Origin of the sequence: Streptomyces sp. NPDC005496, from assembly GCF_042872045.1 — a bacterium.
GTDB lineage: Bacteria > Actinomycetota > Actinomycetes > Streptomycetales > Streptomycetaceae > Streptomyces.
Map to the genome: position 1 here is coordinate 137,744 of NZ_JBIAJQ010000008.1, position 11,716 is coordinate 149,459.

Here is an 11,716-nt window from a genome sequence, read left to right on the forward strand (position 1 = left end):
GAGCACCGGACGCCCGAAGTCTCCGGGACCCGTCCACGAGAGTGCCCGAGCGTCGTGCGAACGGAAAGAGCGGCCATGTCCGACGAGTTGGAGGCCACCGTCACGCACGGGTCGGCTCAGGACTCCTTCGTGGTGCGGGTCGGGGGCGACATCGACTACGCGAGCGCGTCCAAGCTGGAGGAGGCGCTGGACCTCGCACACCGGGTGAACGCCCCCCGGGCGATCGTCGATCTCTCCGGCACGGATTTCGCCGACTCCTCGATCCTGCACGTACTGCTCGCGGCGCAGCGCGCCCACCGGGCCCGCGGACGGCTCCTGATCGTGTCCGGGCCCTTCAGCGACACCGTCAGAAGGCTCTTCGACGTGACGGGGACCGCCGGGTTCTTCGTGCTGGCCGACGACGTGCAGACGGCCATGGCCCTTCCGTTCGAGGGAGACGCCCGGTGACGCCCGTCCGTCCCGCCATCGCGGGCACCCCGGCACCCGGAGGTACGGGTGCCGGGCAAGTGGTCTCGGGCGACATGGCGACGGACCGTGTGGACGGGGTACGCGGGGGCCCGGTCCCCGGCGGTCGCGGAAGCACCCTCACGCCGGAACACACGGTCACCACCGCTACGGCGGCCCGCGAGCAGGTCCGTGCGGTGGTGCGCGAGCGGTGGGACTCCGGGGCCCGCAGGGCGAGCGCGCAAGCCGTCGTCGACCTGCTGCTGGTGACCTCGGAACTGGTCACCAACGCCGTACGGCACGGGCGGGGCGTCGCCGGGTTCGAGGTCACCGACACGCCGGACGGGCTCAGGCTGACCGTCCGCGACAACAGCGACGTCGTTCCCCTCGGCGCCCTCGGATCGAGCGCCATGCCCGGACACCATCTCGGACACGGCTACGGCTGGCCTCTGATCATCCGCCTGGCCCGGGACATCACCGTCGAGCGGTGTCCCGGGGGAGGCAAGGCGATCAGCGTCGTGGTCCCGCTGACCGGAGACGGCGAGGCCATCCGATGACGGTACCGGCGCGCACGCGCCGGCTCACCGCGCGCCCTCGTCCTTCTTGTCGGCCTTGTCGGCGCGCCGCCTGAGGATCAACGGCAGGAGGTACCAGCAGAAGGCGAACCACAGCATGACCACGCCGGCCAGGATCTCCGCCAGCAGGCTGGGCAGCACCACGTGCAGGATGATGAGAACCGTGCAGCCGATGGTGAGCGCCAGCAGGACGATGCCGCACATCATCAACCGTCCTGCGGCGGCGACGAGTTCGTCCTTCATCCGCTGGCCCGAGAGGAAGCGGTGGATCGAGACGGGCGCGATGAGGGCGCCGGTCGCCGCCGCGCCCAGGACGACGGTGAGGACGTACACCGTCCGGTCGAAGGTCCCCAACTCCCGGAACAGGGGCGTGAAGGCGACGCTCAGCAGGAAGCCGAACAGGATCTGCACACCGGTCTGCGCGACCCGCGTCTCCTGGAGTATCTCGTTCCAGCGCCGGTTGACGCGCTCGACATCCGACTCCTCGCCCTGACCGCCGCTCGAGCCCTTGGTGGCGTGCTCCCCGTCCTCGACCCGCTCGGCCGACGCACTCGCCTCGTGCGCCCCCTGAGATCTCTCGTCCGTCAGACTCAAGGCACTGCTCCTCTCCCCTGGAACCCTCGGTGGTCTGGTCCTAGTACCCGGCAAACGCCTGATCACGACCTGACCAGGCGAGTTGCCCGCGCACAAGCGAAGCGGGGGGCGCACGGGGGCCCGGCGGACGCACCTCGGCCGTAGAGGTCGCGCCGGCAGCGCTGCCGGGCGACCAGGGCGCCGCGGGGCGGGCGAGTTCTTTGGCCGGACCGGGTGACGGTCCGGGTGCCGCAGGGTGTTCGGCGGGGTATCGGGGGTAGGCGCCCGGAGTCGGACCGAGCGTGCCGGTCCGGGCAAGGGGACCAGGATGGTGGAAGCTGTTGCCGGCGACGGCGGCGCAGACATGGTTCTACCGGGGCCGTTGCCCTGGGCGGGGGCCGTCTACGACGGCGCCTCCGACTCGATCAGGGCGGCGCGGAACCTGGCCGCCGACTTCATGGAGCGTCTCCAGCGGGCGTATCGCATCGCGCTGTCCACCCGGGTGGTGGGAGCGGTGCAGCTGGTCGTCAGTGAACTCGTCACGAACGTCTGCAAACACGCGCCGGGGCCCTGCGCCCTCGACCTGGTGCTGGTCGGCCGGTCGCTGGAGATCAGGGTGTGGGACAGCAGCTTCAGGGTGCCGGTCCCGGACGTGCCCGATCCAGGCCGGGTCGGACGGCACGGCCTGGAGATCGTCACGGCGCTGTGCGGGGAGATAGACGTCCGGCGTGAGCCCGTCGGCAAGCGTGTCAGGGTGCGCATCGCCTTGGAGTCGGCGCCCGCCTGACCCGCGCCGGCGACGCCCAACTTCCGTGCCTCGACGGCGTTCTGAGCTTACGGCGTCCGCGGAGGCCCACTCTTTCGCACTCTCATGCCGTGCTCCTCACACGCGGTGTTCCGCGTTCGGTGGCCGGCCCTCCGTGAGTGCTCGCCGCGGTCAGCCGAGCGTCCTCGCGTGGGTGTGCAGGTGCGCCAGGGCGTCCCGGACGACGGTGTGCCGGTGCCAGGACAGCCAGCGCCCCACCATGGCCCCGGTCGACTCCAGGACGTCGAGCTGGGCCCGCGTGAAACCGACAAGGGGCCGCTCGTGGTGGGACGAGATCATGCCGAGCGGCACGCCGGCCCGGTTGACCAACGGGACACTGTGACAGGCCCGGCTGCCGGCGAGCAGGATCGTACGGCGGGAGTCCTCGTCGAACACCTCCGCCGTCGCCACGTCGCGGACCGTGACCTGCCTGCGTGTCTCGGCGGCCTGGGCGCAGGACGTCGTGGGCCCTTCGACGAACGCGAAGAAGCCGGTGAAGTCGCGGCTCAGGCCGACATGTTTCTCCATCCGCAGCCGGCCGCCCTCGGCGAGTTGTACGTTCCCCATGCCGGCCTGGGTGATGTCCAGGACCCGGCGCAGCGCGGCCGACAGGACCGCGCCCTGGTTGCGGTGTCCGGCCGGGTCCAGGCGCAGACCCGGCAGCGGCGGCGGCTCCTGTGCTGAGCGGCTGCCGGACGGGGGCCGCGCGGCGTCCGGTTCGGGCGTGCGGTCGGGTGGCGATGGATCGCGCGGTGCGCGACCGGACCGCGGGGCATGCCCGCCCACCAGGCACTCTCGTCGCACCTGCCCCAAGGGCACCTGCGTCGGGGGCCGGTTCGACGAGCGGCCGCGAAGGTCGGCCCGGCACATGTCGCGGTGAACTCACGTCAGGCGAGCCCGAGGAGTCAGGTGTCCGACGGCCCGACATGTCTCGGGCTGATTCGCCGCGGAGTCCGAGCGAGGGGCATCAGGACGGGACGCTGTGGTCATGGCCGACGGGCCGAGTCATCAGAAGGTGGCAGTGAACTGGGTGAAATGCCCTGAAGGACAGGGCAGTTGAGCGGGCACGGCTTGGCGGGCCCGGGACGGCACGCGCGGGCCGACTCACTCCGAGGCACCGGGGGCTCCAAGCATTCAGGCCGGACCGGTGTCACCGGACGGAGTCGGGCGTCCTCGTCGAAGACGCCCCGACGCGCGCCCGACCCGTGCGCTCTCGCTGCCGCACCGCACCGGCATGACCGAGGCGGTGCCGCCTCTCGCGTGCTCCGCCTCCTGGCCGGCCACTTCTTCGCCGGGGCGATGAGCGGTAGGCGCTGCTCAGCCGGCTGCGGCCTCCGTCTGCGGGGCGTCGGAAGCCGAAGCCTGCTCCGGGGAGGTGGCGGCCGTGTAGAAGACGGACGAACCCTGCTTGCTGCGGTGGGCGTGGCTCTTGGCGACGAGACCTTCGAGCGTGGTGCGCACGACCGTGGTCTTGATGCTGCGGTCGGGGTGGGCCTGGGTGAGCGCGGTGGCGATCTCGGCGGCCGAGCGGGGCTCGCTCTGCTGCTCCAGGTGGCCGCGGATCAGCTCGACGAGGGTCGGCTTCGCGGCCGCCTTGTCCGCCTTCTCCGCCGCGGGGGCCGCGGTCTTCGCGGCCGGCTTCCCGGTCGAGGAGGCCTTCGTCGAGGAGGTCTTCGCGGACGGGGAGGACTTCTTGGCCGCGGGGGCCTTGGCGGGAGCCTTGGTGGCGGGCTTCTTGGCCGCGGGCTTCCGGGCGCTCGCGGAGACCGCCTTCTTCGCCTTGCTCTGCTTCGGCTCGGACTTGGCCTGCTTCGGTTCGGCCGTCGCCTGGTGGGGCACGGTCGGCGTGGCCTTGGTGTCCAGTCGCGCGACCGACTCGGCGGCGGCGATGTTCCCGGCGCTGAGCGCCTGCTGCATGGTGACCAGCACGGTGTGGTCGTGCTGCAGGGCCTGGAGCTGCTCCTGAAGGGCCTCGATCTCGGTACCGATGCGCTCCTGCTCCTTGACGTTCCGCTCCAGGTCGCCCGTCACCTGGGCGATGTACTGCGAAGTCAGTTCGGTGGAGCGGGCTTGGGTGTCGGTCATGTCAGCGGCCTTTCTCGAATTCGCGGCCCCGGCGTGTGAATGAGGGCACCTGGGCCACGAAGGGATGGGGGTTGTCTCCCGTTTGCGATGACTGGACTCGGCTGCAGTCGCAACCACTGCGGCAGGCACCAGCCTAGAGATAGTACGCATGAGTGGCAGGGAATGTGCCCTGCTCAGTGATGCCCACCTCAATTCACCGGCTTCACAAGCCGGGTGAGGGGGGCGGCCCGCGCGGGTGTTGGCAGGGGGCACATGTCGCTTTCCGTACGCGTCCATGAACGCCCCTGACCTGCGAAGTCAGTTGACGGGAAGGGGAGTCGGTCATATTCCGTCTGCAAAGCCGGAGGCTCGCTTTACCTGAAGTGACGGACCTGCCGGGGTGAACAGAAGTACCCATGTCGGAGTGACACTTCTCAGGTCACTCACACATCGGCGACTCGGTATGAGGATGTGGAAGAGCTGTGCGCGGTCTCCCCGATGACATGCGAGAGGCGCACCTTCCCGAACCGGTGACCGAGTCACCGGTGAGCCGGCACCACTGACGCCGACGGGAAGGTGCGCCTCTTGTGTGTGAACCCGGTGGCATTACTCAAGTCGCCTTGCCAGAAGCCGAGTTGACGTGACGGACGGTGAAGTCGGGGGTCACGGACCCCCGGTCACGTCAGGGGCGCCCGCGATGTGACCCCTGACTCAGGGGCGCCGCCAGTCGTCGCTCTGGAGGTGCGAGCCGGCCTGCGGACCCATCCGCACCATCCCGCCGTCCGCCACCCAGGAGGCACCGGTGACGTACGAGGCGTCCGGACCGGCGAGGAAGGCGATCACGGCGGCCACCTCGCGCGCGTCGCCGGGGCGGCCCAGAGGGATGCCGGGCCGGACCTCGGTGTGCACGTCGGTGTCCTCCTGCCCGGTCATGGGTGTGGCGATCTCACCGGGTGCCACCGCGTTGACGGTGATGCCGTGCTCACTCAGCTCCAGTGCCATCACCTGGGTGAGCAGACCCAGGCCGCCCTTGGCCGCGCAGTACGGGGCGGCGCCCACCCGGGGCTGGTGCTCGTGCACGGAGGTGACGTTGACGATACGGCCGCCCTCACCCTGGGCGATCATGAGGCGGGCCGCACGCTGACCGCACAGGAACGGACCCACGAGGTTGACGTCGAGGACGCGTCGTACGTCGTCGAGCCGCAGGTCGAGGAAGGGTGTGGCGGTGCCGGTGCCCGCGTTGTTGACCAGCACGTCGAGCCGGCCCAGTCGGTCGGCCAGCTCGTCGATGGTGTCGGCGGCCTCGGGGAGCCGGGTGAGGTCGAGTTGGGCCACGGCGGCGCGCCGGCCGAGGGCGCGGACCTCGTCGGCCGTCCTCTCGGCGCCCTCGTGGTCGCTGTGCCAGGTGATGCCGACGTCCATGCCCGCCTCGGCGAGCCGGACCGCGGTGGCCCGGCCGATGCCGGAGTCGGCGCCGGTGACGATGGCCGCCTGGGCGGGGGAGTCGGGGGACGCGCTCATCGATGCCTCCTCGCGGCCGTGCCCGTGCGCGCCGACTGACCTCGGCCACCGCTGTCACGGCCGTACATGTGTGGGGGAACGGGGTGTCGCAGTACCCGGGGGAGTACCGGCGAAACGACGGCCGATGTCTGCCGACTACTGATTACTGACTACTGACTGCCGGGTGCCGGGTGGCGGCCATCGACTGCCGGCGCGGGCGAGGCTCGTGCGCCTCACGAACCCCGGCGCGGGCGTGTGCCTGACAGCCCGGAGATGTCTCGTGCCGTGGTCATCCTCGTCTGCTCCTCGTCCGGTCATGTGCGACGCGAGCGCGGCGTGCGCCCGCGTCTTCGGCTGACCCGGCATGGGTTCCCGTCCCGGGCCGCCGGTAACTGGCGCGGAGACGACCGTGCCCGGTCGGCGCAACGACCGGCAGAGGATCCCGTGCGACGTGTCGTGTCGCGGCGTACACGGAAATGACCCGGCGCACATGAAAGACGCGCGGCGCACGCGGAAGAGGTGCGGTCCGAGTCCTTCCGGACTTCGGACCGCACCTCTTCTCGGGACTTCCGCCACCGGCGCCGGGTGCCCCACGGGGGTGGTTCGAGGGCTAGAGAGCGGCCAGGCTCTCCTCGTCGGCGGTGCGGGTGCCCGTCATGGGCGCGGTGACGACGGAGTCGTCGAACGGGCGGGCGCCGGGCAGCCGGTGGCGGGCTGCGATGAGGGCGGCGTCGATGTCACGCGTGCCGGTGGCGACGCACAGGGTGTACGTGACGTCGTCGAGGCGTCGGCGGGCCTCCTCGTTGCCGTCCTCGGCGTGCAGCGCGCTGAGGGCTTCGTACTGGGAGATGAGGTTCGCCAGAACGGCGGGGTGGGCCATCAGCATGGTCGTTCTCCTTCACAACGACGCCTTGGACAGGCGGTGTCCGCGGTGGGGGCACCGCCCGGATACCCCGGTCGGTGCCTCTCACGCCTCAACTCTCACTTTCTTCCGTAGGCGCCCGTCGGCCCACGGCGGCAGCCCGGTCCTGTCCGGTCACGTCCCCGTCTCCCGCGTGCCCAGTTCGTGCTCCAGTCGCTCGCGTACCTCGGCGGGCAGTTCGCCGGTGCGCGCCCAGTCGACGATCAGTTCGGCCACGTGCCGCAGCTTGATGTTGGTGTTCTGTGAGATGTTCCGCAGTACCTCCCAGCCCGCGTCGGGCGAGAGCCGGCCCACCGCCAGGACGACGCCGATGGCCTGGTCGACGACGGCGTGCGAGCGCACCGCCTCCTGGAGTTGGAGGTTCTCGTCCTCCAGGCGCGACATCCGCACCGCGTCCTGCTCCGCCCGCGGGGACGACTGCCCGCCGCCAGGCTCCGCTGCCGCCGGGGCGGAGGTGTCGTAGGTCAGCAATTCCTTCAACTCCCGTCCGATTGAGCCGCGTACGGCGTCGCCGTCCTGCGGCCCGGGGACCGTCCGTCCCTCCGGGCGCCGTCGCGGGGTGGTGTCGTGGTCATCGCTCGGCTTCCCGGGGCTGTTCCTGTGTCCCCGCCGTCTGCAGTTCCCGGGGTCGCCCGTCGTGCTGAGCGATGAGTGTCAGCAGATCCGAGACGGTGAGCCCGGCGTCGGCGGGGTGACGAAGGATGGTGCCTTGTTCGATGCGGTACGAGTTGGAGCGCCCCTGCCGGGTGTGCGTGAGATAGCCGCCCCGTTCCAGGTCGGACACGATCTTCTGGACGGCTCGCTCCGTCAGCCGGCAGCGCGCGGCGATGTCGCGGATGCGGGTCGTGTTGTCGTCGGCGATCGCGGCCAGAACGCGGGCGTGGTTCGTGAGGAACGTCCAGCCGACGTGCGTCTCAGGTACTCCTCCCATGCCGCCAGGATAGGACGTTCGATTCGCGTATACAAAAGGGTGAAAGAGATTTCCTGTATCTCTTGACGTATACGCTGTGCCGGGCCGAGTCTGGAGAGGCGGAGACGGTGGATGCTTTGGGAGCGACTGCCATGCAACAACGTGCGCATCCCGCGCAGCTCATGAGCGGAGACGGCCACGTCTCCGCGGGCCCCGCCTCGCCGCCGCGCGCGGGCGGACCCCCGCAGCTGACGGTCCGGGCGGTCCCCGCCGGTGACCGGACGGTCGTCACCGTGCGCGGTGAGATCGACATGGACACCGAGGAGATGCTCGAACACCGGCTGGGTGCGGCCCTCGCCGGTTCGGCCGGCGGCATCGACCTCGACATGGGCGGGGTCGCCTTCTGCGACTGCTCCGGGCTCAACGTGCTGCTGCGTCTTCGTCGACAGGCTCTGGAGGAAGGCGGGACGGTCGTCGTCCGGACGGCCGGTGTCGCCGTGCACAGGCTGCTCTCGATCACCGGCGCCGTACCCCTGTTCACCTGCGCGGGTGAGGGCGAGGGGCCCGACCGGAGCGGCGACGCGTACGCACCGGCCGGCGCCGCACACCCCGCGGGGGGAGAGCCGGAGGGGACGCCTGAGCCTGTCGTACGAGACGAAGGGCCCGGTGCCGCACGCCCCGAGGGCGGGGAGCCGGAGCCCATGCCTGAGCCTGTCATACGGGACGCGGAGCCCGGTGTCACGCGTCCCGTCAGCGGTAAGCCGATGCCCGGCCCTGCCGCGGCGGACGCGGTGGCGCATGCCGACGTCCGCGGCGGGGACGCCGGCACTCGCGCCGACACAGCCCCGGCATCCGGTGACGTGAGGAAGTCCGGGAGCGGCGTCGGGCAGGAGCCGTCCGTCGAACTCCGGCAGTTGCGGCGGGCGATGCGGGCACGGCCCGTCATCGACATGGCCCGCGGGATCCTCATGGCGTCCTTCGGACTGAGCGCCGAGGCCGCCTGGAGCGTCCTGGTGTCGGTCTCGCGGAACACCGACACCGAACTGCACGACGTGGCCGGCGATCTGGTGGACGCCATCACGGCGGACGCCCTCCCCGAGCGGGTCCGGCGCCAGCTGATGACGGCCGTCGCCAAGGTCCATGTGCCCGTGGCGGCCCGCGGAGGGGTGGGATGAGCCCGGTGCCGCCCGGACGACTGTCGGTCACTCGTTCCACCACTCCCGACGGCGTGACGGTGCTGGCGCTCGACGGTGAGGTCGACCACACCACCGGCGGGGAGTTCCGGCGCGCCTTCCGGGCGCCGCGCGACCTCGCGAGTCCGCGCACCGTGGTGGACCTGAGTCAGGTGTCCTTCATGGACTCGGCCGGCGTCAACGCCCTGATCCTCGCTCACCGGAACGCCGTCGCCGCCCAGGGCTGGGTGCGCCTGGCCGCTCCGTCGCAGTCGGTCCTGCGGGTCCTGCGGATCGTCGGGGTCGACTCCGTGATCGACTGCCACGGCTCGCTCCAGCAGGCGCTGCGGAACTGAGGCCGCCGGACCGGCGGCCGGGTCGCGGGCGGGGGAGCGGCGTCGTAGACAGAGGGCATGAGCGAGCGTGAGACGTACCACCCCGGCCAGATCGTGCCGGACAGCGGCATCTACGAGTGCGACTGCGGTGGTGAGCACCACTGGAGCACGGACGTGCGCGGTCACCGGTTCCCTCCGCTGCCCGCGGGCTGCGCGGGGGAGTACTGGGCACTGAAGACGGAAGCGCACCCGGACGAGGGGTGACGGCGCCATCCCGCGGAGAGCCGGCCCGCCGCACGCGCCCTACTCCAGGATGCCGAGCTCCAGTTGCGGTTCGCAGTGGGTGCACGCCCGCAGTCCCGAGGCGAGCAGGCTGCGCGCCTCCTCGCGGCTGACGGGACGGCGCCGTTTGCCCGCCGCGTAGCAGTCGCCCGCGTGGAGTTCGACGGGCAGGCGGCCCTCGCCGATGCCCAGCTCGACGATCCAGTCCGGCGCGGCGGGGCGGCTGCTGCGGCCCTGTTCCCGCTCGGCCTCCCTGCTCCGGACGGCCGCGATCTTCCGGTCGATGCGCTCCAGCCACATGGCGTGCCAGACCCGCAGGGTCAGCAGGCGCGCCAGGTCGGGCGGCAGGTCATCGAACATGTATCCGATTCTAGATCCAGACCGGCGGGGCCTCGCCACCTCGCGTGTTCGAATTTATGTTCGATAGTCTGGGGAGCAGGAGGTGGGTGTCATGACCGCAGGTACGGAGGCACGCCGGACGTCGGGGGTGGCGAGCGTGATGCATGTGCGCTGCCCGGACGCCGTGCCGGAGGAGGTCTACCGGCAGGTCCTGGAGCAGTTGTCGGAACTCTCTCCCGTGGTGCAGGCCCTGCCGCCGACCGCCGCCCTGGTGGAGCTGAAGGGTGCCCTGCGCTACCACGGCACGGACGCCCGCAGGCTGGGGGAGGTGCTGCGCATCCGGACCATCTCCCGGCTGGGCGTCGACGTCCGTGTCGGCGTCGGCCCGACGATCACCGTCGCGGCCACCGCCTCGGGCCAGGTCGCCGCACCCGGGGGCGTCCTCGCGGTGACGCCCGACCAGGTGACGGACTGGCTGGGCCCCCTGCCCGTCGAAGCCCTCCACGGCATCGGGCCGCGCCAGGCGGCCGCGCTGCGGGATTACGGCGTGCACTGTGTCGGCCTGCTGGCCTCGGTCCCTCCGGCGACCGTGCAACGCGTCCTGGGCGGCCGTGCGGGACGGCTCGCCGCCGACCGGGCCCGCGGCATCGATCCCCGCCCGGTCGCGCCCCGCGCCCTCCCCGCCTCGGCCCGCGTGCAGCGGTCCTTCACTCAGCACACCCTGGACGGCGCCGCTGTCCGCGCGGCCCTGCTGGACCTCGTCGTCGAGCTCGGGCACCGGCTGCGCCGACGGGGCCAGGCGGCCCGCGGCCTGACGCTGACGCTCCGGTTCGCCGGGGGTACGTCCTGGGAGCGGACCCGTCGCCTGCCGGCCGCCTCGGCCCACGACGAGGACCTGCGGATGACCGCCTACCGCCTGATCGACGCCGCCGGACTCCAGCGCGGCCGTCTGACGGGCGTCGCGCTGAGGGCCGAGGACCTCGTCGACGCCGGCCAGGTCGCCGAGCAGATCAGCCTGGACGGGGCGCGCGAGGCCCGGCTGGTCGCGGAAGAGGTCAGCGACCGCATCCGCGACAAGTTCGGTCCTGACGCGATCGGACCGGCCGCCCTGCTCGGCAAGGCTTCCTAGGCGTACCTGGCGACCGCGGAGTCCGAGGCCGCGATCGCCGAGGACCGGCTTCGCTCCCCGCCGGAGGCGATCGCCTCGACGGGTGGCCGTCTCGCGCGCCGGTGCCGGGTGAGTGAGTACTCCGCCCGTCCGCGACCAGGCCAGAAAGGTTTCTTCAGGAGGTGGGCGAATCCGGCCCGTCGTGCCCGTGCGGGTCGTGCCCCCGCGTGCTGTGCCCGTGTCCGGGGCCGAGCGCGTCGCGCCCTCGTCCGTGCGTGTCGTGTGCGTGCCCGGCGGGCCGGTCGCGGGCCGTGTCGCGCAGGGGCAGGCGGGTGAGCGAGCCGGTCGAGTCCAGGACCGCTTCGACGCTGGGGCTGGTGCGGGTGATCAGTAGGCTGACGCCGATCATGTGCAGGGCGTCGCTGACCCCGAGGAGCGTGTAGAGGCCGCCCGCGTCGCAGAAGGCGACATCCGAGAGGTCGACTTCGAGATCTCCGCCGGTGAGCTCGGGAACGGCCCGCCCGATGGCCTCCCGGAGCTGGGGGCCCGTGTGCACGTCGAGTTCACCGGAGACGCGCAGCAGAATGCCGCCCGGCCCCTGTTCGGCCTGGCGGACCTGCAGTCGCCGTACCGTCTCCCGGCGCACACCCGTCACTTTCCGACCGGCCGTGCCGGTCATGACTGCAG

At 71.7% G+C, this 11,716-nt stretch carries 16 protein-coding genes; 7 read left to right on the top strand and 9 right to left on the bottom strand.

Annotated features, from left to right (window positions below; translation table 11 throughout):
* Positions 1-75 precede the first annotated feature (75 nt).
* Positions 76-447 (top strand): STAS domain-containing protein, encoded by a 372-nt coding sequence (locus ACFYQQ_RS24635; RefSeq protein ID WP_355794210.1) that lies wholly within the window; start codon positions 76-78, stop codon positions 445-447.
* Complete coding sequence (locus ACFYQQ_RS24640) at positions 444-1,001, top strand: ATP-binding protein (protein ID WP_388905104.1); 558 nt, start codon at positions 444-446, stop codon at positions 999-1,001. The genes ACFYQQ_RS24635 and ACFYQQ_RS24640 overlap by 4 nt, the downstream gene beginning before the upstream one ends.
* A 24-nt stretch (positions 1,002-1,025) precedes the next feature.
* On the opposite strand, the gene ACFYQQ_RS24645 is transcribed toward ACFYQQ_RS24640, so the two are convergent.
* Positions 1,026-1,613, bottom strand: coding sequence for a DUF6328 family protein (locus ACFYQQ_RS24645; RefSeq protein ID WP_355793773.1), 588 nt, complete (start codon positions 1,611-1,613; stop codon positions 1,026-1,028).
* A gap of 307 nt (positions 1,614-1,920) precedes the next feature.
* Between ACFYQQ_RS24645 and ACFYQQ_RS24650 the strand changes: the two genes are divergently transcribed.
* Positions 1,921-2,379, top strand: a complete 459-nt coding sequence (locus ACFYQQ_RS24650) for an ATP-binding protein (protein ID WP_355793775.1) — start codon at positions 1,921-1,923, stop codon at positions 2,377-2,379.
* A 150-nt stretch (positions 2,380-2,529) separates the two neighbouring features.
* On the opposite strand, the gene ACFYQQ_RS24655 is transcribed toward ACFYQQ_RS24650, so the two are convergent.
* From ACFYQQ_RS24655 to ACFYQQ_RS24680, 6 genes are all read right to left on the bottom strand, one after another.
* A complete protein-coding gene (locus tag ACFYQQ_RS24655; protein WP_388905107.1) occupies positions 2,530-3,183 on the bottom strand; it encodes a GAF domain-containing protein in 654 nt (217 codons plus the stop codon).
* 531 nt (positions 3,184-3,714) lie between these two features.
* The gene (locus tag ACFYQQ_RS24660) at positions 3,715-4,482 is read right to left on the bottom strand and encodes a BlaI/MecI/CopY family transcriptional regulator (RefSeq protein WP_355794013.1); all 768 of its coding nucleotides are present in this window, start codon (positions 4,480-4,482) and stop codon (positions 3,715-3,717) included.
* Positions 4,483-5,172: 690 nt separating this feature from the next.
* Entirely contained in the window at positions 5,173-5,982 is an 810-nt protein-coding gene (locus ACFYQQ_RS24665; protein WP_355794014.1) for an SDR family oxidoreductase, read from the bottom strand.
* Positions 5,983-6,571: 589 nt separating this feature from the next.
* Positions 6,572-6,847, bottom strand: coding sequence for a DUF5133 domain-containing protein (locus tag ACFYQQ_RS24670; protein WP_355794062.1), 276 nt, complete (start codon positions 6,845-6,847; stop codon positions 6,572-6,574).
* A 150-nt stretch (positions 6,848-6,997) separates the two neighbouring features.
* The gene (locus ACFYQQ_RS24675) at positions 6,998-7,267 is read right to left on the bottom strand and encodes an ANTAR domain-containing protein (RefSeq protein WP_355794061.1); all 270 of its coding nucleotides are present in this window, start codon (positions 7,265-7,267) and stop codon (positions 6,998-7,000) included.
* A gap of 187 nt (positions 7,268-7,454) precedes the next feature.
* Entirely contained in the window at positions 7,455-7,814 is a 360-nt protein-coding gene (locus tag ACFYQQ_RS24680) for a helix-turn-helix domain-containing protein (RefSeq protein WP_355794059.1), read from the bottom strand.
* 131 nt (positions 7,815-7,945) lie between these two features.
* On the opposite strand from ACFYQQ_RS24680, the gene ACFYQQ_RS24685 reads away from it, so the two are divergent.
* Genes ACFYQQ_RS24685 through ACFYQQ_RS24695 form a run of 3 tightly spaced genes read left to right on the top strand, consistent with a single transcriptional unit; the run spans position 7,946 to position 9,564 of the window.
* Entirely contained in the window at positions 7,946-8,968 is a 1,023-nt protein-coding gene (locus tag ACFYQQ_RS24685; RefSeq protein WP_388905110.1) for an anti-sigma factor antagonist, read from the top strand.
* Positions 8,965-9,321, top strand: coding sequence for an STAS domain-containing protein (locus ACFYQQ_RS24690; RefSeq protein WP_355786994.1), 357 nt, complete (start codon positions 8,965-8,967; stop codon positions 9,319-9,321). The genes ACFYQQ_RS24685 and ACFYQQ_RS24690 overlap by 4 nt, the downstream gene beginning before the upstream one ends.
* 57 nt (positions 9,322-9,378) lie before the next feature.
* The gene (locus tag ACFYQQ_RS24695; protein WP_355786997.1) at positions 9,379-9,564 is read left to right on the top strand and encodes a hypothetical protein; all 186 of its coding nucleotides are present in this window, start codon (positions 9,379-9,381) and stop codon (positions 9,562-9,564) included.
* Positions 9,565-9,603: 39 nt separating this feature from the next.
* On the opposite strand, the gene ACFYQQ_RS24700 is transcribed toward ACFYQQ_RS24695, so the two are convergent.
* Complete coding sequence (locus ACFYQQ_RS24700; protein WP_355787000.1) at positions 9,604-9,942, bottom strand: DUF6233 domain-containing protein; 339 nt, start codon at positions 9,940-9,942, stop codon at positions 9,604-9,606.
* Between the two features lie 91 nt (positions 9,943-10,033).
* Between ACFYQQ_RS24700 and ACFYQQ_RS24705 the strand changes: the two genes are divergently transcribed.
* Positions 10,034-11,050, top strand: coding sequence for a hypothetical protein (locus ACFYQQ_RS24705; protein WP_355787003.1), 1,017 nt, complete (start codon positions 10,034-10,036; stop codon positions 11,048-11,050).
* A 154-nt stretch (positions 11,051-11,204) separates the two neighbouring features.
* Here the strand turns inward: ACFYQQ_RS24705 and ACFYQQ_RS24710 are convergent, their stop codons facing one another.
* The gene (locus tag ACFYQQ_RS24710; protein ID WP_355787006.1) at positions 11,205-11,675 is read right to left on the bottom strand and encodes an STAS domain-containing protein; all 471 of its coding nucleotides are present in this window, start codon (positions 11,673-11,675) and stop codon (positions 11,205-11,207) included.
* Between the last annotated feature and the right edge of the window lie 41 nt (positions 11,676-11,716).